The following is a 22,643-nucleotide window of genomic DNA, read 5'->3' on the forward strand; positions in this document are numbered from 1 at the left end:
TAAAATCGTTAAATACAATCAAAAATTACCTTTCTCATAAATTCCTCATTCTTCTCCATCTCCTCCACCAATTTCAACTGTGTATTTGTGCGCACCAAATTATGATCGTCATATTTGGTCTTATAATAATGGTCACCTTCGATATAATCGGTCAGGAAACGTACACCTTGCATATAGGGTAATAAAAAGGCACCGTCGACCAAGGTTTCTTTTTCCAAGGTCGTGAGAAATTCGTTTGCCTCTTCCAAATAGCCCTCTGCATAGGCTTTATACAACGAAAGGTTCAGCACGATCTTCGACACATCTTTCTCATCTTCGGCAACAGGGTTAATAATGGTACGGATAGCATCCCCAAAATCATAGGCAACGTATCCAGGCATTACTGTATCAAGATCGATCACACATTGCATTTTATCATGGACATCCAGCAGTACATTATTAAATTTTGTATCGTTATGGGTAATACGTAAGGGCAATGCGCCTTTATTCCCTAATTCCAGAATCGTCTTCATACGATCTTCACGGCTAAATATAAAATCCAGCTTATCTTTCACCAGACCAACACGTTGGCAAACGTCCAGTGCGATAGCTTTCCTGAGGTTATCAAGCCGGAATTCTATATTATGAAAATTAGGAAGTACTTCAACAATACGGGAAGCATCGAGGTCAGAAAGCTGCTTCTGAAACAGTCCAAAGGCACGTCCACCTTCGGCTGCCTGCACCTCCGTCTCCACGATATCATAGCTCTTTGTATCCTCAATCAGGATAAACATGCGCCAGTAATTCCCCTGACTGTCCTTCGTATATAACTTACCCCCCAGTGTAGGAATGATCGTCAGGACATGATCACTGACCCGTTTTCCTTCAGCAACTTTTACTTTCTTACTAAGATGTTTTGTTACAATTTCTATATTATGCATTAAACCGTCCACATTTGGGAAAACGTGATGGTTAATGCGTTGCAATAAATGCGATATCCCACTATTTATGGAAGTAATTACACGGTAAGTATCATTGATATGACCAGAACCAAAAGGCTGCACTGAAATGATATCTCCTTCTAATGTGAATTGTTTTGCTGCGTTCTCTACTACTAATTGGTTAAAATCAGACATTAAACTATGTTTTTTAAATCATCAATGTGCTTGCAATATCACAAATTGAATTAATAAATGAGAATTTTTATTTCAATCAAACGATTGCATGAAATTTAATAAATTTAAACAATCGTTTGCACTTTCATTTATAGCAAATGAAATAATATATTTGTTGATAAGAGCCAGTCTCATAGATGGTTCTTATCAAGAAGGAATAACTAATATACAAACTCCTCATATCTCAAAACAATGGATAGAAGAAATTTCATTAAATCAACTGCCATCACTACCGCTGGAATAGGCGTTCTTTCAAGCACAGACTTATTCGCCCAAACAAATGGGAAAATAAAAATCGGCTTTATCGGAGTCGGCCTACGCGGCCGTAACCATGTTCAGATTGCCTTAAACAGAGACGATTTAGAAATTGTTGCTGTATGTGATACACAAGAAGAATCTCTTGCACAATGCCGCAAACAGTTCAATGCCAAAGGCACCAAACTTCCAAAAGAGTATACAGGAGGAGTAGATGCTTACAAAAAAATGCTGAGCAGTGAAAAATTAGATGCCGTAATCATCGCAACACCTTGGCAGTTTCACAAAGACCAGGCTATTGATGCCATGAAAGCTGGTTTATATGTAGGCTGTGAGGTTATCGCCGGTCTAACCGTACAAGACCACTGGGATGTCGTAAAAGCATCTGAAGAAACTGGCAAGCCTTACATGACATTAGAAAATGTTGCTTTCCGTCGCGATGTACTTGCTGTTTTAAATATGCACAGACAGGGCTTATTCGGTGAATTGTTACACCTTGAAGGGGGATATCAACATGATTTACGTGAAGTTCTTTTCAATGACGGAAAAAATTATTACGGACACGGTGTTGAGTACGGAACGAAGGCAATTTCGGAAGCTCAATGGCGTACGCAATTCAATATAGACCAAGATGGTGACCTATACCCGACACACGGTTTAGGCCCGATCATGCAATTTGTTGACATCAACAAAGGCAATAGATTTACTCACATTACATCTTACTCAAGCAAAGCGCGTGGCCTGGCAGCGTATGTCAATAAAGTATCACCGGGACATCCAAATAGTAAACTAAACTATAAAAACGGAGATATTACACAAACCATGTTGCAATGTGCAAATGGGGAAACGATGTTATTGACACACGATACGCACTTACCAAGACCTTATTCCATCGGCTTCCGTGTACAGGGTACAGACGGTATCTGGATGGATGTCGCTAAAGGTATCCATATCGAAGGTAAATCCAAACCGCATACTTGGGATCCGGCAGACGAATGGGTTAAAAAATATGACCACCCGATCTGGAAAAAATATGAAGAATTAGCAACTGGTTCAGGTCATGGGGGTATGGACTGGTTTGTGTTCAACGCGTTTATCCAAGCAGTGAAACAAAAAGTTCAAACGCCGATCGACGTTTATGATTCGGTGACCATGAGTGCGGTATTCCCACTTTCTACAGAATCTATCAAAAAAGGAAATAAAACGTTAGCGTTCCCAGATTTCACAAAAGGAAAATGGAGAACAAAGAAAAATACCTTTATGCTTGATGATAGCGGTATGTAAGACCAAAAAAAATAATATAAACGAAAGAAGCTGTATCCCGAAAAGATACAGCTTCTTTCGTTGTACCATTTAATATAATCCCGATAGTTTTACCATTTAGCCTTCCTTTTTCTTAAATTAGCCTTCACAAACAATTTTTCGATAACATTATGCTCACCGAAGCAATTATAATCTTAGTACTAATCATCTTAAATGGAATCCTGTCTGCCTCTGAGATTTCAATCGTATCCAGCAGAAAAGCGCGTTTACAGGCGGAGAGCGACAAGGATAATCCTGCCGCCAAGATTGCACTGCATCTCAAGGAATCTCCCAATAGTTTCCTTTCAACAGTGCAGATTGGGATCACCTTGATCGGTATCTTAACAGGTTTCTTTTCTGGAGGCAGCATCTCTGCGTACCTGATCGAAGTTTTTAATAAATCGAGCCTACTCGCTCCCTACAGTCAACAGCTGGCGGTTATTCTAGTGGTGCTGATCATTACCTATTTTTCATTGGTTCTTGGTGAACTGGTGCCAAAGCGTATCGGGATGGCTATTCCTGAAAAATATGCCATGCTCATTGCCTACCCCATGAATTTGCTCAGCAAGATTGTAAAGCCTTTTGTCTGGTTATTGAGTGCCTCTACTGAATTTATTGTCAAGATCCTCAATATCAAGAGTACGGGAAACAGTGTCACCGAAGAAGAGATCAAAGCAATGGTGGATGAGGGGGTCGATAGTGGCGTGATTGAAGGTATTGAGCATGATATTGTGGATCGTCTCCTAAGTTTAGGCGACAAAAAGGCCATCAATCTGATGACTCACCGTAAAAACATTGTATTTTTGGATCTGGAAGACAGCTTCGAGGAAAATAGACAGATTATCCTTGATAATGACCATTCTATCTATCCCGTCTGCGAAGGTGGGCTTGACAATATTAAAGGGGTGGTCCATGTCAAATCCCTGCTTAGGCAATGTTTTCAGAATAAGCCTTTTAATCTCCGGGAGCTCCTGCTTCCGATCAAATTTGTCAATGAATTCAGCTCTTCCTACAGCATCATGAATACCTTACGAACATCTCGGGTACACCAGGCTGTTGTGATTGACGAATACGGTTCGCTACAGGGTATCATAACGTTACGTGATATCGTAGGCGATCTCGTTGGCAACATCACCGAAAGCGATATCAGTGTACGCCCGACCATCCGTCAACTGGACAGCGGGGATTATGTCGTGGACGGGCAATATCAGATTGAGGACCTCCTGGATGAATTTGAAATAGGACTTTCCGAAGAAGATGAAGATGACATTAATAACGTCACTACAGTCGGCGGATTGGTTTTCCTGCTGTTGGATCACGTACCAGAAGAAGGCGAACGCGTACGTTTCAAAAATATGATTTTTGAAGTATTGGATATGGATGGCAACCGAATAGATAAGCTATTATTAAAAATTGAGGAGTAACAAGGAATCTATCCATTCCATTAATACATAAGGGCCGATCATAAATGATCGGCCCTCTGTCGTTACTATAATATTATGACGGACATCTTAGTTAATGCCGTGCATCATCTTTTTCAAGATCGGATTCAACACGATCAAAATCAATGCAGCAATACAGGGTACAATCGTAAAAATCCCGAAGAAATAAGACATTGAATGAGTCTCCGTAATATTGTCTATATATGCACCTAGAAACCCACCGATAAGATTTGCGATGGCAGATGCACAGAACCAGAAGCCAAATAGCAGTCCCAAAAACTTTTTCGGAGATAATTTACTCACATAAGAAAGTCCCACAGGCGACAGGCACAATTCGCCGCTGGTATGGAAGAAATAAGCCAATATCAACCAGATCATACTTACAGAAGCTGTCTTAGCTCCCTGGGGAATGGAGAGACTCCCGTAAGATAATGCAGCAAAACCAATACCGACCAAGATCAGTCCCAAGGCAAATTTAATCGGTCCCGATGGGTTCCAGACTTTCTCCCAGAACTTACTAAAGCTTGATGCAAGTGTAATGATAAAGAAGGAATTTAAAATTTGGAACCAAGATACTGTTACCTCAGTATTCACTGCTGTAAATTCACGATGTACTTTCCAGATACATAGAATCCAAATGATAGCAAATGAAATTCCCGTAAATATGATCGTCAAAGGATACTTTGAATAAATCTTTTTTGCCAACGAAACAAGCACTCCTGTAATCACCACAATAGGAAATATCGTCAGTGCGGCATCCAGCCAGCGAAAACCTGAAGCCATACTACCACTCAACAGCCGTTGCGTATAATCCTTGGCAAATATTGTCATGGATCCTCCCGCCTGTTCAAAAGCCAGGAAAAATACGATACTCGCGATCATTAAAACAGCAACGACGATCAGACGGTCGCGCACGATATGTGCGGGCGTTTCTTCCTCCTCGTCTTCGTGAGCATTCACTTTTTTGTCGTGATCAGCTTGAATTACTTTAGGTGTCTCACCTATAATTCCGAAAATACGCTGACCAAAGTAGAACTGAACCATTCCGAAGAACATAAATACACCTGCTAATCCAAAGCCATAATGCCAACCGATTTTCTCACCGATATAACCGCAAAGGAGCATCCCCAGAAATGCACCACCATTGATCCCCATGTAAAAGATCGTATAGCCTGCATCTTTTTTCGGACTTGTATCCGGGTATAGTTTACCTACCATCGATGATATATTCGGTTTAAACATACCGTTGCCTAAGATCATCAAAATAAGACCAAGAAAAAAGAAACCCTTCGAAGCGCCTTCCAGCGCCATGGATGCATGCCCGAGGGTCATGATCAAAGCGCCTATTAAAATCGCTTTCTTATATCCTGTCAACCGGTCGGCAATCATTCCGCCAAAAAGCGGTGTGAGATAAACAGCAAATGTATACAATCCGTATAGTTTCATCGCCTCTGCATTCGTCCATTGCCATCCATGTTGCGCAATGGTCGAGATGAGAAAATTAACCAACAGCGCACGCATGCCATAATAGCTAAAACGCTCCCACATCTCGGTAAAGAATAGCACAAATAGTCCGGCAGGATGCCCATTTACCATCTTGTCATCTATCCCCTGCTTGGCCAGATGTGCTACAAGAACTTGATCTTTTTCTTGATTCATATAATTTCAATAATTGTTTTATAACTCAGGTTTTGTTTTTAATTTGATAAAAATCGCATGAAGATACACTATTTTTCTATGAATTAGTCAATTCCATGCATCATCTTTTTTATTTTTTTATTACCAAGCAGCAGAAATACAGCCGCTATCATGGGTATCACGGTAAACACCGCAAAGAAAAATGACATGGAATGTGATTCGGTTATCTTATCAATGTAAGAACCAATAAATCCACCGATAAAATTAGCGATGGCATTGGCGCAAAACCAGAAGCCAAATAGCAGTCCCAAGAATTTCTTTGGCGACAATTTACTTACATAAGACAAGCCCACGGGGCCAATGCACAGCTCACCAACTGTATGGAAAAAATAGGCCAACACCAACCAGATCATACTGACCGAAGCCGTCTTCGCTCCCGTTGGAATCTCGGCACTCCCTATGGAAAGGGCAGCAAATCCAACCCCCACCAAGGTCAAGCCCATGGCAAACTTAATTGGCCCCGACGGGTTCCAGACGCGCTCCCAGATCTTGCTAAAAGAAGTGGCCAGTGTAATAATAAAGAAAGAATTGAGCATGGGGAACCAAGAAACTGTCACTTCTGAATTCATACCATGGTATTCGCGATAGACCTTCCATAGGCACAAAGACCAGATAATCACAAATGAAATACTGGAGAAAAGAATAATTAAGGGATATTTACGAATTATCTTTTTCGCCAAGACAAACAATACAGCAGTAATCACGACAATGGGCACAATCGTTAATGCAAAATCCGCCCATTTAAAAATGGTAGCAGCCTCTCCGCTCAATACACGCTGGGTGTAATTTTTGGCGAATATGGTCATTGAGCCTCCGGCCTGTTCAAAAGCCAAGTGGAATACAATACTTGAAAACATGAAAATCGCAATGACCAACAACCGGTCACGTACAATATGTTTCGGATGTTCATCATCGGGATTCAGTTCCTCCGAAACAGTGTTTTCTTTTTCTGGCGTATCTCCTATTTTTCCAAAAATGCGCTGTGCAAAGTAAAACTGCAACATGCCCAGAAACATAAATATCCCAGCAAGTCCAAAACCATAATGCCAGCCTATTTTCTCCCCAATATAACCGCACAACATCATTCCCAGGAAAGCACCACCGTTGATCCCCATGTAGAAGATCGTATATCCGGCATCTTTTTTCCCGCCCCTATCGGGATAAAGTTTACCCACCATCGAAGAAATATTGGGTTTGAACAGACCATTTCCCAGAACGATAAGTACCAATCCCGCGAGAAAGAAATTTTTGTTGAATCCCTCCATGGCCATCGAAATATGACCGAGGGTCATGATGATCGCGCCTACCATAATGGATTTTTTATAGCCAGTCAGCCGATCTGCTATAATTCCACCAAACAAGGGCGTTAAAAACACCATCCCTGTATATAGACCATACAGTTTCATTGCTTCCGAATTTGTCCAGCCCCAGCCATGTTGAGCAATGGTGGAAACCAAAAAGTTTACCAATAGCGCTCGCATGCCATAGTAGCTGAAACGTTCCCACATCTCCGTAAAAAACAAGACAAATAATCCTGCAGGATGTCCTTTCACCAACACTTGTTCAGCGCCCACTTTATTTAAATGAGATTCCAGAACAGCATCTTTTTCAAAATTCATGTTTTCTAATCGTTATTTTTCAATTTCAGGTAGTGCGATTTCAGCTTATCCATTTTTAGCCAGCCAAATTACGCTATGTTAAGTTAAGAGGGCTGTTACAACACATCCGGCAACCGAATCAGTTTACAAGTTAAATATGGACAAAAATCTAGATTTAATTTAAAAGGGTCTATCCGTTCAAGGAAAAGACTCTTTTTAAAAGCAAAGTTCTTTTCAAATGCATGAAAAGAACTTTGTGTTTTTATATTAGATCAATGGACGCAAGCGCTCCAATAATTTTTTAGTTGCGAAGATTCCTTCTTCTTCACTTAATTTACTTCCTTCATATTCAATGCCCACATATCCTTTGAATTTTGCTTTTTTCACGATCTTTAGCATGCGTTCATAGTCGATCTGGGTTTCATTACCATTAGCATCAAAATCATGTGTTTTGGCACTGACCCCATGCGCATAAGGCATCAAGTCAGTTACCCCCTGGTAACGGTCGTATTCATAGAAATTACCAAAATCAGGTAAGCTTCCACAATATTTGCTTCCTACAGCTTTTAAAGTTTTGGCCAACCAGTCGCCATGTGAAGAAATACCGCCGTGATTTTCCACGATGATACTAATACCTGCTTTTTTTCCGATATCAGACAAGGTTGTCAGACTCTCCACCACACGCTTGCTAACCTCATCGGGAGTTCCCTTGCCGGCAGCATTTACACGGATGGCATGACAGCCCAAAAAGTTCGCTGCAGAAATCCATTTATAGTGATTTTGTACAGCCTGCTTTCTTTTGGTTTCATCTTCATCACCTAGATTTCCCTCACCATCAATCATAATCAAGACATTTCTTACACCATTATCTTTTGCGCGCATGTTGAGTTCAGTCAGATAATTGTTGTCATTAGCCTTGTCTTTAAAGAACTGATTGACATACTCTACACCATAAATACCATATTTTTTAGCCGCTACGACCGGAAAGTCCAAATTGTTCAAATCACCCTTAAACAATGTTTTATGCAATGACCATTCTGCTAAGGAAATGTCAAACCAATCTTTCTTTGCTGCGGCAAAACTCTCCAGCGATGGAGCCAATGCTATACCGGCAGAGGCTAATGCAAGGTTTTTAAGAAAATCTCTTCTAGAATTCATGTGTTTAGATTTAAAGTGTGTTATTTATATATTTCCCCAGCCAGTGGTCAGTACATCCACAAGGTGCATGGTCTGGATAGGTAATTTATGTTTATCAATATAAGCTTGCAGCTGCAACAAGCAGGACGAATCCGTCGAAATAATATAGTCTGCATTCAATGCCATGGCATTTCTGACTTTTTGTTCTGCCATGGCGGCCGATATCCCTTCAAACTTAACGGCAAAACTTCCACCAAAACCACAACAGGTTTCACTGTCCTTTACTTCCAGCATTTCCAATCCCAGCACCTTGCTCAGCAACTTCCGGGGTTCATCCTTGATCTTGCATTCACGCAGGGCCGAACAAGAGTCATGATATACCCCAACACCCTCCAACTCAGCTCCGAAATAATCCTTTTTCAGCACATTGACCAAAAAATCGGAAATCTCCATGACCTGCTGTTGTATTTTATGGCATTGGTGAGAATCGGCCGAATTCGCGAACAGGTCGCTATAACTATTTCTGACCATACCGGTACAGGAAGCCGAAGGAGAAATAATGACATGATCGCCCGAAAAATCTTCTAGAAACTTCTTTCCTACCTGCTTTGCATCATCCCAAAAACCAGCATTATATGCAGGCTGTCCACAACAGGTCTGATCGGGGTTATAAAGCACTTCACAACCTACTTTTTCCAATAAACGAATCGTATTAAAAGCGGTCTCCGGATAAAGCTGATCTATAAAACAAGGAACAAAAAGTTCTACCTTCATATTTAATTCAATCAATAAAATTAAGATTTATTGGATATTAATATCCGTACCAAAAGTAACAATCCAATTACAAAAAATAAAGAAAGTACCAGTGCAGAATAACGAATATTGTGTGTGATCTGTTCAATCAGGCCAAAGGAGAACAGACCGATGACGATTGCCACTTTTTCTGTAACATCATAAAAAGAGAAAAAGGCCGTCGTATCCTTGATATCCGTTGGGATCAGTTTAGAGTACGTTGATCTCGACAAGGACTGTATTCCCCCCATGACCAGACCGACCAATGCGGCAATAATATAAAATTGCATCGGAGTGGACAGATAAAATGCGGCAATACAAATTGAGATCCAAATCATCACAACGACGATCAACACTTTAATATTTCCAAAAAGCTTTGATAAATAGGACATCAAAAAAGCTCCTAAAATTGCGACAAGCTGGATTAAAAGAATGGTTGCAATGAGTCGTTCGGCACCAAGATGAAGAATTTTTTCACCAAATGATGAGGCGACAATCATCAGTGTCTGCACCCCGATCGCATAAAAGAAAAAAGCGGGCAAAAACTGTTTAATCTCAGGGATGCCTTTGATTTCATGGATCACGTGGTTAAATTCGTCCCGCACATTCTGTACAAAACTTTTCCCTAAATTATTGCCCGTGGGTTCAATTTTAGGTAAATGCTTAAATGGGATCATGGAGAATCCCAACCACCACAACCCTACCATCAGAAAAGATATCCGCGCTGGCAGCGATGGATCGGTAATTCCAAACCATTCCGGCTTCAGGACCACGATAAAACAAAGAATCTGTAAAGTTACACAACCGATATAGCCAAAAGCAAAGCCCTGTGCGCTCACACGGTCCTGCTGATCTACCGTCGCTAACAGGGGCAGGTATGAATTATTGAACAACACACCGCCAATATAGCCCATTGCAGCCAAAGCAAAACAGACAATACCAATCTCCAACGTTTCGAGCTTAAAGAAAAACAGACACATACATGCGATTGCACCAACATAGGTAAAGAGTTTCATGATCTGTTTCTTTAAACCCTTCGCATCTGCATAGGATGATATAAAAGGCAAAGAAAATGACATCAATAGATAGGCTGCAGCCAGTGAAAAATTGGAAAGCGCTGTATTGACAATCTCGAAACCAAAGAAATTAACCACATCCCCATGCTCTTTTGTCGTCGTTATTGCGGTATAGTATACCGGAAAAATAGTGGAGGTAATAACAAGGTTGTAAGCGGAATTGGCCCAATCAAACATCGCCCAGGAACGAATCAGTTTTTTATTGTTTTTTGCAATTGCTTCCATTTAAATTGGCTTAATAAGTTTGACGAATATAAGTAATTATTTTAGCCATTTCTTTACGAATTGCAGCTGCTCGATCATCAATATAATTATTATTCATAAAAGAGAAAGCAAGCCGGCGCCCAGATCTTGTGATCAGATAACCACTTTGATTATACACTGACGTGATTGTTCCGGTTTTTGCGAATACAAAAGGTACGCCTTGGTCTTTACTGTAGGTTCGTTTCAATGTACCATCCACTCCACCTGCGGGAAAAATTCGAAAACGCAGCTGCTCATCAGGTATCTTATTCTTCAAAAGAACCAGAAGATCAATATTATTCTGTGGCGTGACTTTGTTATACGAAGATAATCCCGACCCATCGAAAATCGCGACTTCATCCGAAAAAAAGGTGTAGACCTTATTTTTCATCCAATCCCGAACCAGATAGGTATCGAACTGGCCAAATTGTTTCCACGAGCACATGATCAAAAATTGCTCAGCAATAAAATTATCACTAGGCAGCATCATTTCCCGGATAAGATTTCTGGTCTCTCCAGAGTACACTATTTTTGTATCATTCGGCTTTTTATAAGCTATTAGATTTACTTCCCTCCCCAATGTATCCGACAGTAATTTCACAAATAAACTATCGGAATAGATAAAAGGCACCTCATTGACGTAATCATTTGGAACAGGGCGTTTTGACATCCAGAAAGTATTGCTCCGAAACGAGCGTGAAAGTTCAAAGTCACCCGATTTAGGTTCCGGTAAAAAATCCAGATCCTTTTGAAAAACCATCGGAGACGTGTTTAAATGGTTGTATCCCTTTTGACGAAAAGTAACCACATTTCCATAGATCGGGAAGGTACTTATTTCAGGCTGATAGTATGCCTCAAAATCTTCCATAGCCCAACCATGGGCATAGAACTTATTTTTCATCGTCCCCGGCACCACGTAGATGGTCTTATTCGTTTTTTTCAAAAAATTATAGACCACCCGTGTATCCAGCCGATTATGCAAAAAAGTTGGATCCCCAGTACCCCAGATCAATAAAGAATCCCCGCGTTCGACGTACTCCAACCCGGGTATGGAATCTCCCAAAAGCTCCAGTGCGGCATAAGTCGTGTACATTTTAGTATTCGAAGCTGGTGTAAAATGTTTATTGCCATTGACATCCATGACAAACTTATTTGCCGTTAAATCATATAATGAAAATCCATAAAAATGGTCATTCAATATTTTGGATTCCTGAAGCATCCGGTAGACGTCTTCAAAATCTTGTGACTTTACTATGCGGGTAGAAAATAGGACAAGCCAAAGCAGTAATATCGCGCGCAGAAATTTTTTCATTGGTTCAAACATACAAAAAAGAGCAGCAACTCCTTTTCTCCTATTGCCAAAATTCAGATACAAATTGCTAAAAACGGCAAAAGGAGGAATTAATTCCTCCTTTTGCATTATTTAATCAACTATTAGTAGCCCGGGTTTTGTTTTAAGGCGCCACCACTTCGATCAATTTGAGCTTGTGGAATTGGCAGATATTCATTTTGAGGCTTAAAGTTTAAACCTTTATACCGCGCCATAAAACCTCCCTCAAAATCAGCGTAACTTTCCAAAACAGTTTTTGCTTGGCCCCATCTTACTAAATCATAGAATCGGTGCCCCTCCATCGCTAGTTCAAGACGACGTTCAAAACGCACAGCCTTACGTGCAAAATTTTGATCTGGAAAAGACGGATAAGGTTTTACGTCATAAACGGCTGCAGGAACATTGTCACCTGTCAGTTTTGGAGGCAACTTGGACGCCCTTTCACGAATGGCGTTTACAGATTTTAAAGCACCATCTAAATCCCCAAGTTCAACCTCACATTCTGCGGCCATAAGAATAACATCAGCTAAGCGGATAATATTTACATCCAAGTCAGTTATATATGCCGCTCCTGCCGCTGTATGGCCGCTGTGTAGGCTTTTTGGGATCATCGTTTTTATTCCTACAAAAGGTCCGGCTGAACCTACTTCACGGATCCAGGCATCTCCGGGCATTACACCATAATCATAGAAATGTACACCTCTACGACCTACCGTATAATCCAAACGAGGATCAAAATGCAAAGTCACATCTAATTTATATTTTTCTTTATCTGCAGCAGACAAACCAAAGTCAGACTTATAGGGATTATTGCGATAGGTATCTAACAACGGTAAACCTTTTGCGTCTACTTTATAAGCGTTCACCAAATCAATCGTTGGTTGATAAAATCCGCAACAGCCTACTGGATTATTTCCGTTCAATCCCGACAACATATCCCCAACATTGGCATTGTCACCGCTTCCATCCGGATTAATAACATGCTTTGATACTAAAAGTGCTTCTGGGCCGTCTTTTGTAAGTACATCGAAGTTATTTTGATAAGGCATGGTACGAATATCCTTACTTCCGATGACAGCTTTAAATAATACTAATGCATCAGCATACTTTTTTTGGTATAGGTACACTTTACCCAGGTAAGCCTGCGCGATGCCTTTATCCATGCGTCCTGATTGTTTATTTATTTTTTCCGCTGGCAGGTTATCAATTCCAAATTTCAGGTCATCGATAATTTTGGGCATTACATCGTCTGTGTTTGGCTTTGTTTTCGCCTCATCAAGTGGAGTATTTTCGTCGACATAAGCCAGATTTTTAAACACTCGCCACAGAAAGAAGTAATAATGTGCGCGTAACACTTTTGCCTCGGCTTCTATTTCTTTGGCTCGCGAGGCAGTAACCGTTTTTCCACTAGCCTGATCCATTTTCAGAATGCGCAACGTATTATTGGCACGTAATACCCCTTCGTAATAAACTTCCCACATTTGGCTCAGATTATCATTAGAGCTATTTGGCGTATGAAATTCGATCATATTCATATTAGGCTGATCGGTCGCTTCAGAGCCTTTATGTGCATTATCTGCAGCTACTTCACCAAACAGCCATTGACTCGGAGCTGAAGAATAGTTTCCCCAAGTACCATTCACATTGCCATTCAGGATTCCATAAGCACCTATCAAAGACGCTTCGACCCCTTTTGCATTGATGATCTGTGACTCAGGCAACTCGGCCTGGGGGTCCCTTTCTAGAAAAGACTTACCACATGAGCTCAATAACATCAATGATATACCTAGAACTGTAATTATATTTCTTTTTTTCATTTCAATCAAATTTTATCTTAATCGTTCCATTTCTAAAATCCAAGACTCACACCTAGCATGTACTGACGCGCCTGAGGATATACGCCAAAGTCAACACCCAATGCGGAATACGTTGATGGCGTAGCACTCACTTCAGGATCTAGACCTTGATATTTCGTAATGGTGAATAAATTCGTAACTCCTATATAAGCTCTCAATTTCGATATACTTGTATTATTGCCAAAAACCTTATTTGTATTAAAATTATACCCGACTTGAAGGTTTTTTAACTTTAAGAAACTTGCGTCCTGAACATAATAACTTGAAGAAGCATATTCATAAGCTGAGGCATTGTTTACCTGAGAAGGTATCATACTTGAAGGATTTGTCTTTTGGTCCCATGCATCCAATACGCGTTCACTTTTCTGTCCTCTAAACACGCCAAAATCAGTGAAATATCTTGTAGCTTCATAGTTTTGGTTTCCTTTTGAACCATAGAAATAAGCCATAAAATCAAAATTCTTATAACCTGCATTGATGTTGAATGAATAGACAAAATCAGGATGAGGACTTCCAATTATCGTACGGTCTGCAGCATCTATTTTACCATCACCATTAACATCCTCAAATTTAAGCGCTCCGGCCCTTGACTTCCCATCTTCGTACTTAGCAACAGCTGTATTGGCCATATCCGCTTCAGAATAGATTCCGATTACCTTATAACCGTAGAATGCACCTATAGCTTCGCCTGGTTTAAGTATGGAAGTTTCCATACTTCTAAAGCTTCCGTACACCTGTTGACTTACGGACGGTGCCAATGATACGATCTTATTCACATTGCGTGAAATAGTACCAGAAACATCCAAAGTAAATGCACTCTGCTGACGTCTACCATAATGGTAATTTAAGGATAATTCTATCCCCTTATTTTGCATATCTCCAATATTGACATATGGTGACCCGGCGCGTCCAGCGGCAACCGCTGGTAAAGGAAGCAGATACAACATATCTTTCGTCTTTTTATTGTACCAATCAAAGGATCCATCGAAATCACCTTGCAATAAGGTAAAATCTAAACCAAGGTTCAACGCAGACACCTGTTCCCATTTTACATCCGGATTGCTATAGGCATTATGCCACATTCCTGATGTCAGGCTTCCGTCTATTGGGTAGGATGACGAATTGACCGCAACCTGATAACGATCTAAATATTGATTGGCAGGGATACGTTGATTACCCGTAACCCCGTAACCAGCCCTGATTTTCAGATCAGAAAGCCATGATATATTTTTCATGAATTCCTCTTGTGACAAGCGCCAAGCCGCACTGGCGCCAGGGAAAGTTCCGTACTTATTGTTCGGACCAAAATTAGACGATCCATCCCGGCGTACAGTAGCGCTTAAGATATACCTGTCTTTGAACGAATAGTCAACTTTTCCAAAAATAGAGAATAATGAACCTACAGATCCACCACCTTCACTCACACGACCCGTTGATGCTGCATCCAAATAAAGGTAATCAAGGGTTGACATCGTAAAGAACCCATTTCCTTTACCCCTGATCTGTCTATTTCTATTTTGGATTGCCTCTGTACCAGCTAAAATAGCTAAAGTGTGATCTTCAAATGTTGCCTTATAATTTAATGTATTGGTCCAGGTCCATTCTTTATTTAAGCCAAAGAATTCATTAATTCCATTATTGAAACTTCCTTCCGTAAATTCAGGGTTCGGGTAAGTATATGAAATACCGTTATAGTTTTCATACTTCATACCAAAACTACTACGAAAAGTTAGTCCAGAGAAAATATCATACTCACCAAATACGTTTCCGAAAAACATATTGCTTTTGTTCTTGTTGTCTTTTGCACGATATGCAATAGCAACAGGGTTTTCTCCGTTACCAAATTGCCCCCCAACAGAGCCAGCAAAATTTCCGCCCATATCATATACTGGGATAATATTATGGATACGATAAGCAAAACCAAGTGCACTTCCTTCGCCAATGTAGTCACCCGCTGTATTGGTATTTACCCCTACCCCAAAACCTTCCGTAAAACTATATTGCATGTTTTCTCCGAAACGCAACTTATTATTGAAGGCGGAAAACCGTGTATTTGAGCGAAGATTATATTTTTCAAAGCCCGTATGGATAATAGTACCTTTCTGCTTAAGATAACCTCCAGAAATCGCATATGAAGCATTCTCACCTCCACCAAGCACACTTAATTGATGTGATTGTGTCGGCGCGTTTTGGGACAATGCGTCAAACCAATTGGTACCCGCTTTATTTGCTTTTGTTATCTGGAAAAAATCAGCGCGACTACTTGCGTCATACTTATACTTTGACATGTCGATATCAGCATCAGTAATCTGGTCTTTCCCCCCTACTTTAGGACCGTTTATCAGATAATCCGGTAATTTTTTATTTTCACCGTTCAGTCTATTTTCGATATCCAACGTTTGTTGTGGAGACAACATTTTTGGAAAGCGTGAGCTATTAGGTACTTGTACACCATAATATGAATCAAGGTTAAATTGAGGTTTTCCTTCCTTTCCGATCTTTGTGGTAATGATAACAACACCGTTATTCGCCCGTGAACCATAAATAGAAGCTGCGGAAGCATCTTTCAGCACCTGCATGGATTCTATATCACTTTGATTAAGCCAGCTTAACTTTCCTTCATAAGGAACACCATCGATAATATAAAGCGGTTCATTGTTGTTAATTGTACTATAACCCCGAATCTTAATTTGTGGAGTTGATCCTGGCGCGCCATCCACGACAATCTGAACCCCTGTCGCTCGTCCTTGTAATGATTCAACAGCACTGGCAGCAGGTGTAGTTTTAAGCTCTTTAACGTTAACAACAGCAACAGCACCAGTCAAATCTTTCTTTCGTTGAGCGGAGTAACCCGTTACAACAACTTCTTCGAGAGCATCTTCTGCAGAATTTAACGAAATCGTCAAATCAGCCTTTCCCGTGACCGTAACTTCGGAGCTTGTGTAACCGATGTAGCTCACAACCAATACATCACCGACCTTCCCCTGGATCGTAAATGCGCCGTCCGCATCTGTTGATGTACCTTTGCTGGTTCCCTTGATCTTAACGGAGACACCCGTGATGGCCTGGCCGGTAGTGGCGTCCTTCACCACACCTTTAATGGGTATTTCTTGTAACCCTTTGGATTTCGTTAACGAAACGACTTCAATTCTGCCATGGGCAACTACTCCATTGGCTGACACTTGAGCGGTCATTCCTCCTGCAATGAGAAGAGAACTCATAAGCAGAAAACTCTTATTGAACTTTTGGCCCAATATGAGATCAAAACAGCGTTTTTGGTCCGTTTTTTTCATCATAATTTTATAAATAGGTGGTTTAAAAAAATTTATGTTTATTTCTCTGTTTGTTTTTAATTTGATATTGGTTGTTAAGTTATTGGTCATTCTGCTCTAGCGGAAACAATATGCATTGTTTCAGGCAGCGAGCCCTTTGGTTATCATTTTTTCCTTTAGTTTGGTTATTCGTAGAAATGTTAAAATCTGTTAAATAAATGTAAAGAATAATAAATGTAAAAAAAAAGAAAAATCTTAATTAAATTACAAACCACTATAAATCAAGTTATTGTAATTAATACACTAAGTCTTACCGCTATACTTTTGTTACAAAAGAGGACTCATGGGTTTTCTTTGATCCGGTTTCTCCTTATATCAAGCCTGAATGTCAAATATTCGCCAAATACATTTAAATACGCTAAAAGGTACTTATATTTGTTCTGATGAATGTAAGTAGTTTATTAGAACGGGCGCTCCGATTTGAGTTCCTTTCCAAGGAAGAAGGTGTTTTTTTATATCAAAATGCACCGACAGCTGATTTGACTTTCGTAGCCAATGAATTGCGTAAGATACAAGTACCACACGGCAAGGTAACCTGGCAGATCGACAGGAATGTCAATACGACCAACGTCTGTGTTGCAAATTGCAAATTTTGCAATTTCTTCCGTCGTCCGGGTCACGAAGACAGTTACATCACCGATATTGAGAGCTACAAACAGAAGATTGAAGAGACCTTTAAATATGGCGGAGATCAACTCCTGTTACAAGGCGGCCACCATCCTGATTTGGGTATTGAATTTTACAAAAATTTATATAGGCAATTAAAGGAGCTTTACCCTAACTTAAAACTACATTCACTCGGTCCGCCCGAAATCGCACATATTTCCAAGTTAGAGCATATGAGTCATATCGACGTATTGACGCAGCTGAAAGAGGCGGGGTTAGATTCGTTGCCCGGAGCCGGAGCAGAAATCCTCAATGACCGCGTCCGCCGTTTGATATCCAAAGGAAAATGTGGTGGCAAAGAATGGCTTGATGTGATGCGTGCCGCGCATAAGATCAATTTGCCTACTTCTGCCACCATGATGTTTGGCCATATCGAAACCATCGAAGAACGATTCGAGCATTTGGTCTGGATCAGAGAAGTACAAGATGAAAAACCACAGGATTCGTATGGCTTTATTGCTTTTATTCCATGGCCTTTCCAAGATGACGGTACGTTACTGAAAAGATTACGCGGCATTACCAATGATGTGACGGGAGAAGAGTATATCCGTATGATTGCCTTGAGCAGAATTATGCTGCCCAATATTAAAAATATTCAAGCATCTTGGCTTACAGTTGGAAAACGTACAGCGCAGTTGTGCCTGCATGCCGGAGCCAACGATTTTGGATCCATCATGATTGAAGAAAATGTTGTTTCGGCAGCCGGTGCTCCCCATCGATTCACTTCTAAATCTATACAGGAAGCGATTTTGGAAGCAGGCTTTGCCCCACAGCTGAGAACACAAAAATATGATTTTAGAGAACTGCCTGCTCACATGGTCGAGCAAGTCATTAACTATTAATACCCGACATTGAAAGACGTTATCAGAAATATTGAAGCAATTATTTTTGCTTCTGCGGAAGGAATAGATCTTGCGGATATCAAACAGATCTTGCAGGAGGCACTTGCCATTGAAGTATCCAGAGAGGAACTGCGTGAATTGATTAAAAAGATCGAAGATAAATATCGGGATGAAGAGCATGTTCTGGAATTACGGTATATCAATAATGCTTATCAGTTTTTGACCAAAGCAGTTTATCATGAGGCAATACAGCAATTGCAAAATCACAACAACAAACGTAAGCTCAGTCAGTCGGCACTTGAAACACTTGCCATCATCGCCTACAGACAGCCGATTACAAAGCTTGAGATCGAACAGATCAGAGGGGTCAGCTGCGACTATTCTATCCAGAGACTTTTAGAAAAGAAACTGATCAAAATAGCCGGAAAAGCCGATACAATTGGTAAACCATTGCTGTATGCGACCAGCCAACAGTTTATGGATCATTTCGGAATCAATGGCGTTCGCGATCTTCCGCAGCTAAAAGATATCGTCACAGAAGACAACGCAATTGGCGAAACAAATGAGTAAATAAAATAAAATAAATTTTTATTTTCAAAAAACAATCCAACATACTGATTAACAGAAAAATAAATACCAATATTTTTTTTAAAAAAAGTTTTAAAAAATAGTTTTCTTCTCTAATTTTACAACATTGAATAAGAAACAATAAAGTATTATTTTATGAACACGGCAATATTAGCTACCGAAGATCTTGAAGAAGTAAAATTCGCATCTTTCAATGGACCTGATGACGATGAAGATGATTTCGATAACGATGATTTCGAAATCCCTGAAATTGAAGGATTGGATGACTTCGATGATGATGATGAATTTTAATATTTAGTGCGATATAACACTACCTATTAAAATCAGAGAATCATTTAAAAAAAATAAGGCGTTCAATTTGATTGAACGCCTTATTTTTTTAGCCCACCGATTTACTTCGCTTGGTCTATCAGCTTATGCAATTCCATTTTTGGGATCATCCCGCTTTGGCGCCACACTTGTTGACCATTTTTAAATAAGATAAATGTAGGCACACCACTTACTTTATAAATGGAAGCGATTTTCGGATTTTTATCCACATCAATCTTTATGATGGAAAGATCTTCCTGATAAAATTCCTTCACATCCTGTAATACCGGCGCCATCGTCTGGCATGGACCGCACCATGTCGCAAAAAAATCCACTAAAACCAGCGAATTTGATTGAATAATCTGGTCAAAAGTTGCCATTATTAATTCTCCTTTATTTCATCTTTCAATGCCTTATATCCACCCTGAATATTGCACACATTTTTAAATCCCTTTGCACGCAAGATAGACACGGCGACCGCACTGCGATAGCCTGACTGACAATGCACATACAACTGTGTGCCATCTTTTTTCAGCGTGTTACCAAAATTAGCGAAATCCGACAACGGAATGTTCATTGCATTGTCAATATGTCCTTTATCAAATTCTTTCTCCGTCCGTACGTCAACAATATGACCTGGATCTGATCTTTCTCCAAATTTCTGTGCTGTCAGGTTAACAACCGAATCTACCGTTTCTCGCTCTTTCCAGCGCTCCATGCCACCGTCCAATACACCAATCGCCGCAGTATACCCTAATTGCACCAGACGTTCCCCCACTGCCATATGATCCTCCTGCTCAATCACAAGCAAAAGCTTCTGATTTCTATTCGGAATGACTTCTGCCAAAAAGGTATCAAAAGGACCTTTAAAACCAATGTTGATCGCTCCCGGAATAAATCCTTTTAAGAACTCATCAGCAGATCGCGTGTCCAATACAACCACATCACCCTGAGCACGTAATTTTTTAAATTGCTTCAGGGAAAGTACGGGTAAGCCTGTTACAGTAGATTGGGGCACTTCCTGTCCCAGATGTGATTTTGTTTGAGCGGGCAGGACGCTACTGCATGTCAAGATACCCCATATAATCGTGGTTATTAAAACTTTGTTCATCTTATTTACTATTTAAAGGGAATAAGCAATTTTTCCAATTCCGTTATTTTTCCGTTGTAAATATTCAGATCGACATTTCCACGGATACCGGTTACTGTTCCTTTTTCCGAAAATTGCCAAAATGCCCAATGCTCTTTTGGGTTTTCGATCCAAAAATTATAGTTCGCGATCCATAGGGTATAGTTCGCGAATTCTTTCTCTAAAAAATCACTATAGAATTTATCTCCGGAATACAGGATGGGCTTGACTTTATAATGCACTTCCACCTCTTCGAGCCAACGTTTCAATCCTACTTTAAGGCTATCCATGGACTGTCGCTTCGGATGCTCCTCGATATCCAGTACCGGCGGAAGGTCCCCCGGATGAAGCTGTACCTTACGGATGAAATTTTTGGCTTGTTTAACCGAATTTTCATTTGGTCGAAAGTAATGATATGCTCCCCTTAGGATTGCACGATTTTGTATTTTGGACCAATTCCGGCTAAATTTATCGTCTATCCCCTTCTCCCCCATTGTCGCACGGATAAATACGAAATCTATTGGAAATTGATCGTTGATCGTATTCACTTTCTGCCAATCTATATCTTCCTGATAAGTCGAAACATCAATACCAAACACTTTATCATCATGCTTACTCATGATTTCGATATTACGGATCTCATATTTAGCATCCTTCGTTAACGCTTTATTTTTTGATGTCGCCACGCGGAAATAATACATGATTCCAGCTTTATAGTGCCATGCAACAAGACATAAGAGAAACATAAGCATCCCTGCCATCACCCAGATCCATCTGGTCTCTCGAGACTGCTGCTGCTTCCTCCCAGTTTTTGTTCGTTTTGTTTGCTGTTGCGCCATACGATGATGAAGTTACGGGAATCACAATTAACTCGCAAAATTTTCGTAACAATTTATATTTTTGTATATGATCGTATACAATCCTAAAGACTGGCTGTCAGCAACTTTCAAATTGCATAAATCAGACACCTTCAAAAAGCTGTTTCCCTTTCTTATTTTTATCGCTATCTATTCTTGGGGTATTGCTTACCTCGAATTGGAATACCTCAAATTGAGCGAAAGGAGCTGGGTCAAGAATATCACTATCGTCCATAATCTTTTAGGTTTCGTTATCTCCTTATTGTTGGTCTTTAGGACCAACTCGGCTTATGACCGTTGGTGGGAGGCGCGCAAACAATGGGGTACATTAACCAATGTCAGCCGGGCTTTTGCCTATAAGCTTAACGCGATTCTTGATGAAGAAGACAAGGTCAATCGCAGCTTCTTCCGAAAAAGTATCCCGCTTTTTGCTGAGACCCTATATGACTTTTTACGGTCTGACTATACCAAGTTTATGCTGGATGAAAATGAACATCCTGAGCTTAAATCATTGGATAGCAAAAAGCATGGTCCAAATCAGGTTTCCAATATGATTTTTCAGAAGATAAACCAGCTCTATAAGGAGCGTATAGTCAGCGGAGACCAATTGATTATACTCAACGAGGAAATTGTGTCGATGACCAACGTCTGTGGCGCATGTGAGCGGATTAAAAATACACCGATTCCCTTAGCCTACAGTGCATTTATCAAGAAGTTCATTATCTTCTATACGATGACATTACCTGTAGGCTACGTTTTCTCGATCGGATACTTTGTCGTTGTTGCCGTTCCGTTCATCCTATATGTACTCGCTTCACTGGAATTAATCGGGGAGTCCATCGAGGAGCCTTTTGGTATAGACCAGGACGACCTACCGATTGACAAAATCGCGGCTAATATTAAAAAACACTGCCACGAGATTATTCTGGCGTAGCGTTTTGAAAATAAATCAGCTCATTTTCAAACCATAAGACATCATTACAAAAATAAGTTTTGCAAATCTATACAGAATTTCTACTTTTGTCGCGGAGAGTTGG

At 40.3% G+C, this 22,643-nt stretch carries 19 protein-coding genes; 7 read left to right on the forward strand and 12 right to left on the reverse strand.

All coding sequences use genetic code 11. The features are described from left to right. Window positions 1–8: 8 nt before the first annotated feature. The gene (locus B4G94_RS19745; protein ID WP_286861292.1) at window positions 9–1,115 is read right to left on the reverse strand and encodes a phosphotransferase enzyme family protein; all 1,107 of its coding nucleotides are present in this window, start codon (window positions 1,113–1,115) and stop codon (window positions 9–11) included. An 88-nt stretch (window positions 1,116–1,203) separates the two neighbouring features. On the opposite strand from B4G94_RS19745, the gene B4G94_RS19750 reads away from it, so the two are divergent. The 3 genes from B4G94_RS19750 to B4G94_RS19760 all read left to right on the forward strand — a co-directional run bounded on the left by B4G94_RS19750 (window position 1,204) and on the right by B4G94_RS19760 (window position 4,135). Further along, complete coding sequence (locus B4G94_RS19750) at window positions 1,204–1,398, forward strand: hypothetical protein (protein WP_146191160.1); 195 nt, start codon at window positions 1,204–1,206, stop codon at window positions 1,396–1,398. Continuing rightward, on the forward strand, window positions 1,347–2,693 hold the full coding sequence (locus tag B4G94_RS19755) for a Gfo/Idh/MocA family protein (RefSeq protein ID WP_108636988.1): 1,347 nt from the start codon (window positions 1,347–1,349) through the stop codon (window positions 2,691–2,693). The genes B4G94_RS19750 and B4G94_RS19755 overlap by 52 nt, the downstream gene beginning before the upstream one ends. A 149-nt stretch (window positions 2,694–2,842) precedes the next feature. Beyond that, the gene (locus tag B4G94_RS19760) at window positions 2,843–4,135 is read left to right on the forward strand and encodes a hemolysin family protein (RefSeq protein WP_108636989.1); all 1,293 of its coding nucleotides are present in this window, start codon (window positions 2,843–2,845) and stop codon (window positions 4,133–4,135) included. 87 nt (window positions 4,136–4,222) lie between these two features. On the opposite strand, the gene B4G94_RS19765 is transcribed toward B4G94_RS19760, so the two are convergent. The 8 genes from B4G94_RS19765 to B4G94_RS19800 all read right to left on the reverse strand — a co-directional run bounded on the left by B4G94_RS19765 (window position 4,223) and on the right by B4G94_RS19800 (window position 17,179). Continuing rightward, entirely contained in the window at window positions 4,223–5,812 is a 1,590-nt protein-coding gene (locus tag B4G94_RS19765; RefSeq protein ID WP_286861297.1) for a peptide MFS transporter, read from the reverse strand. A gap of 83 nt (window positions 5,813–5,895) precedes the next feature. After that, on the reverse strand, window positions 5,896–7,470 hold the full coding sequence (locus B4G94_RS19770; RefSeq protein ID WP_286861300.1) for a peptide MFS transporter: 1,575 nt from the start codon (window positions 7,468–7,470) through the stop codon (window positions 5,896–5,898). A 246-nt stretch (window positions 7,471–7,716) separates the two neighbouring features. Beyond that, window positions 7,717–8,607 carry a TIM barrel protein gene (locus tag B4G94_RS19775; RefSeq protein WP_108636992.1) on the reverse strand — a complete coding sequence of 297 codons (891 nt, stop codon included), beginning with the start codon at window positions 8,605–8,607 and terminating at the stop codon, window positions 7,717–7,719. A gap of 24 nt (window positions 8,608–8,631) precedes the next feature. Then, complete coding sequence (locus B4G94_RS19780; RefSeq protein ID WP_108636993.1) at window positions 8,632–9,360, reverse strand: (Fe-S)-binding protein; 729 nt, start codon at window positions 9,358–9,360, stop codon at window positions 8,632–8,634. 20 nt (window positions 9,361–9,380) lie between these two features. Next, window positions 9,381–10,679 carry an MFS transporter gene (locus tag B4G94_RS19785; protein ID WP_108636994.1) on the reverse strand — a complete coding sequence of 433 codons (1,299 nt, stop codon included), beginning with the start codon at window positions 10,677–10,679 and terminating at the stop codon, window positions 9,381–9,383. 10 nt (window positions 10,680–10,689) lie between these two features. Continuing rightward, entirely contained in the window at window positions 10,690–12,009 is a 1,320-nt protein-coding gene (locus B4G94_RS19790; protein WP_286861303.1) for a D-alanyl-D-alanine carboxypeptidase, read from the reverse strand. Window positions 12,010–12,131: 122 nt separating this feature from the next. Next, entirely contained in the window at window positions 12,132–13,844 is a 1,713-nt protein-coding gene (locus B4G94_RS19795; protein ID WP_286861306.1) for a RagB/SusD family nutrient uptake outer membrane protein, read from the reverse strand. 32 nt (window positions 13,845–13,876) lie between these two features. After that, complete coding sequence (locus tag B4G94_RS19800; RefSeq protein WP_286861307.1) at window positions 13,877–17,179, reverse strand: SusC/RagA family TonB-linked outer membrane protein; 3,303 nt, start codon at window positions 17,177–17,179, stop codon at window positions 13,877–13,879. A gap of 419 nt (window positions 17,180–17,598) precedes the next feature. Between B4G94_RS19800 and mqnC the strand changes: the two genes are divergently transcribed. From mqnC to B4G94_RS19815, 3 genes are all read left to right on the forward strand, one after another. Next, the gene (mqnC, locus tag B4G94_RS19805) at window positions 17,599–18,723 is read left to right on the forward strand and encodes a cyclic dehypoxanthinyl futalosine synthase (RefSeq protein WP_108636996.1); all 1,125 of its coding nucleotides are present in this window, start codon (window positions 17,599–17,601) and stop codon (window positions 18,721–18,723) included. A 9-nt stretch (window positions 18,724–18,732) separates the two neighbouring features. After that, entirely contained in the window at window positions 18,733–19,293 is a 561-nt protein-coding gene (gene scpB, locus B4G94_RS19810) for an SMC-Scp complex subunit ScpB (RefSeq protein ID WP_108636997.1), read from the forward strand. 153 nt (window positions 19,294–19,446) lie between these two features. Beyond that, on the forward strand, window positions 19,447–19,602 hold the full coding sequence (locus B4G94_RS19815; protein ID WP_165305717.1) for a hypothetical protein: 156 nt from the start codon (window positions 19,447–19,449) through the stop codon (window positions 19,600–19,602). Between the two features lie 101 nt (window positions 19,603–19,703). Here the strand turns inward: B4G94_RS19815 and trxA are convergent, their stop codons facing one another. From trxA to B4G94_RS19830, 3 genes are read right to left on the reverse strand one after another with little or no spacing between them, the layout of a single operon-like run. After that, on the reverse strand, window positions 19,704–20,000 hold the full coding sequence (trxA, locus tag B4G94_RS19820; RefSeq protein WP_108636998.1) for a thioredoxin: 297 nt from the start codon (window positions 19,998–20,000) through the stop codon (window positions 19,704–19,706). Between the two features lie 2 nt (window positions 20,001–20,002). Continuing rightward, window positions 20,003–20,731 (reverse strand): rhodanese-like domain-containing protein, encoded by a 729-nt coding sequence (locus B4G94_RS19825; protein ID WP_286861313.1) that lies wholly within the window; start codon window positions 20,729–20,731, stop codon window positions 20,003–20,005. A gap of 8 nt (window positions 20,732–20,739) precedes the next feature. Further along, the gene (locus tag B4G94_RS19830; RefSeq protein WP_286861315.1) at window positions 20,740–21,588 is read right to left on the reverse strand and encodes a glycoside hydrolase family 25 protein; all 849 of its coding nucleotides are present in this window, start codon (window positions 21,586–21,588) and stop codon (window positions 20,740–20,742) included. Between the two features lie 67 nt (window positions 21,589–21,655). Here B4G94_RS19830 and B4G94_RS19835 point away from each other — a divergent pair, with 67 nt between their 5' ends. Then, window positions 21,656–22,540 carry a bestrophin family protein gene (locus B4G94_RS19835; protein ID WP_108637001.1) on the forward strand — a complete coding sequence of 295 codons (885 nt, stop codon included), beginning with the start codon at window positions 21,656–21,658 and terminating at the stop codon, window positions 22,538–22,540. Window positions 22,541–22,643 lie beyond the last annotated feature (103 nt).

This window comes from Sphingobacterium sp. UBA7625 (assembly GCF_002484085.1).
GTDB lineage: Bacteria > Bacteroidota > Bacteroidia > Sphingobacteriales > Sphingobacteriaceae > Sphingobacterium > Sphingobacterium athyrii.

Bases quoted from the DNA above. Each gene is read 5' to 3' on its own strand.
- B4G94_RS19745 (WP_286861292.1), bottom strand. From the start codon at position 1,115: ATGTCTGATTTTAACCAATTAGTAGTAGAGAACGCAGCAAAACAATTC.
- B4G94_RS19750 (WP_146191160.1), top strand. From the start codon at position 1,204: ATGAAATTTAATAAATTTAAACAATCGTTTGCACTTTCATTTATAGCA.
- B4G94_RS19755 (WP_108636988.1), top strand. From the start codon at position 1,347: ATGGATAGAAGAAATTTCATTAAATCAACTGCCATCACTACCGCTGGA.
- B4G94_RS19760 (WP_108636989.1), top strand. From the start codon at position 2,843: ATGCTCACCGAAGCAATTATAATCTTAGTACTAATCATCTTAAATGGA.
- B4G94_RS19765 (WP_286861297.1), bottom strand. From the start codon at position 5,812: ATGAATCAAGAAAAAGATCAAGTTCTTGTAGCACATCTGGCCAAGCAG.
- B4G94_RS19770 (WP_286861300.1), bottom strand. From the start codon at position 7,470: ATGAATTTTGAAAAAGATGCTGTTCTGGAATCTCATTTAAATAAAGTG.
- B4G94_RS19775 (WP_108636992.1), bottom strand. From the start codon at position 8,607: ATGAATTCTAGAAGAGATTTTCTTAAAAACCTTGCATTAGCCTCTGCC.
- B4G94_RS19780 (WP_108636993.1), bottom strand. From the start codon at position 9,360: ATGAAGGTAGAACTTTTTGTTCCTTGTTTTATAGATCAGCTTTATCCG.
- B4G94_RS19785 (WP_108636994.1), bottom strand. From the start codon at position 10,679: ATGGAAGCAATTGCAAAAAACAATAAAAAACTGATTCGTTCCTGGGCG.
- B4G94_RS19790 (WP_286861303.1), bottom strand. From the start codon at position 12,009: ATGAAAAAATTTCTGCGCGCGATATTACTGCTTTGGCTTGTCCTATTT.
- B4G94_RS19795 (WP_286861306.1), bottom strand. From the start codon at position 13,844: ATGAAAAAAAGAAATATAATTACAGTTCTAGGTATATCATTGATGTTA.
- B4G94_RS19800 (WP_286861307.1), bottom strand. From the start codon at position 17,179: ATGATGAAAAAAACGGACCAAAAACGCTGTTTTGATCTCATATTGGGC.
- mqnC (WP_108636996.1), top strand. From the start codon at position 17,599: ATGAATGTAAGTAGTTTATTAGAACGGGCGCTCCGATTTGAGTTCCTT.
- B4G94_RS19815 (WP_165305717.1), top strand. From the start codon at position 19,447: ATGAACACGGCAATATTAGCTACCGAAGATCTTGAAGAAGTAAAATTC.
- trxA (WP_108636998.1), bottom strand. From the start codon at position 20,000: ATGGCAACTTTTGACCAGATTATTCAATCAAATTCGCTGGTTTTAGTG.
- B4G94_RS19825 (WP_286861313.1), bottom strand. From the start codon at position 20,731: ATGAACAAAGTTTTAATAACCACGATTATATGGGGTATCTTGACATGC.
- B4G94_RS19830 (WP_286861315.1), bottom strand. From the start codon at position 21,588: ATGGCGCAACAGCAAACAAAACGAACAAAAACTGGGAGGAAGCAGCAG.
- B4G94_RS19835 (WP_108637001.1), top strand. From the start codon at position 21,656: ATGATCGTATACAATCCTAAAGACTGGCTGTCAGCAACTTTCAAATTG.